Annotated in this window: 1 rRNA gene; it reads right to left on the bottom strand. The window is 54.0% G+C overall.

Annotated elements, in window-relative coordinates:
- Positions 1 to 62, bottom strand: a 16S ribosomal RNA gene (locus ACLQ2R_RS39805); the annotation flags it as partial.
- Positions 63 to 200: the final 138 nt, after the last annotated feature.

The raw sequence follows: 200 nt of genomic DNA, 5'->3' as shown, positions 1-200 counted from the left end.
ACTTGCATGTGTTAAGCACGCCGCCAGCGTTCGTCCTGAGCCAGGATCAAACTCTCCAAACAATGTCTGAACAGTCCTTACCCAGCTGAAAGCACCCACCACGAACCCTGATGAAGGGCCCGGTGGATGTATCAACCAAAGGAATCCATCCCCCACCACAAGGGTGGTAGGACGGGGTTGTGCTTCATGCACTGGCTTTT

It is taken from the genome of Streptosporangium sp. DT93, assembly GCF_049844535.1.
GTDB lineage: Bacteria > Actinomycetota > Actinomycetes > Streptosporangiales > Streptosporangiaceae > Streptosporangium.
The sequence above is the reverse complement of the archived record's forward strand: the minus strand, read 5'-3'. Positions and strand labels throughout refer to the sequence as shown.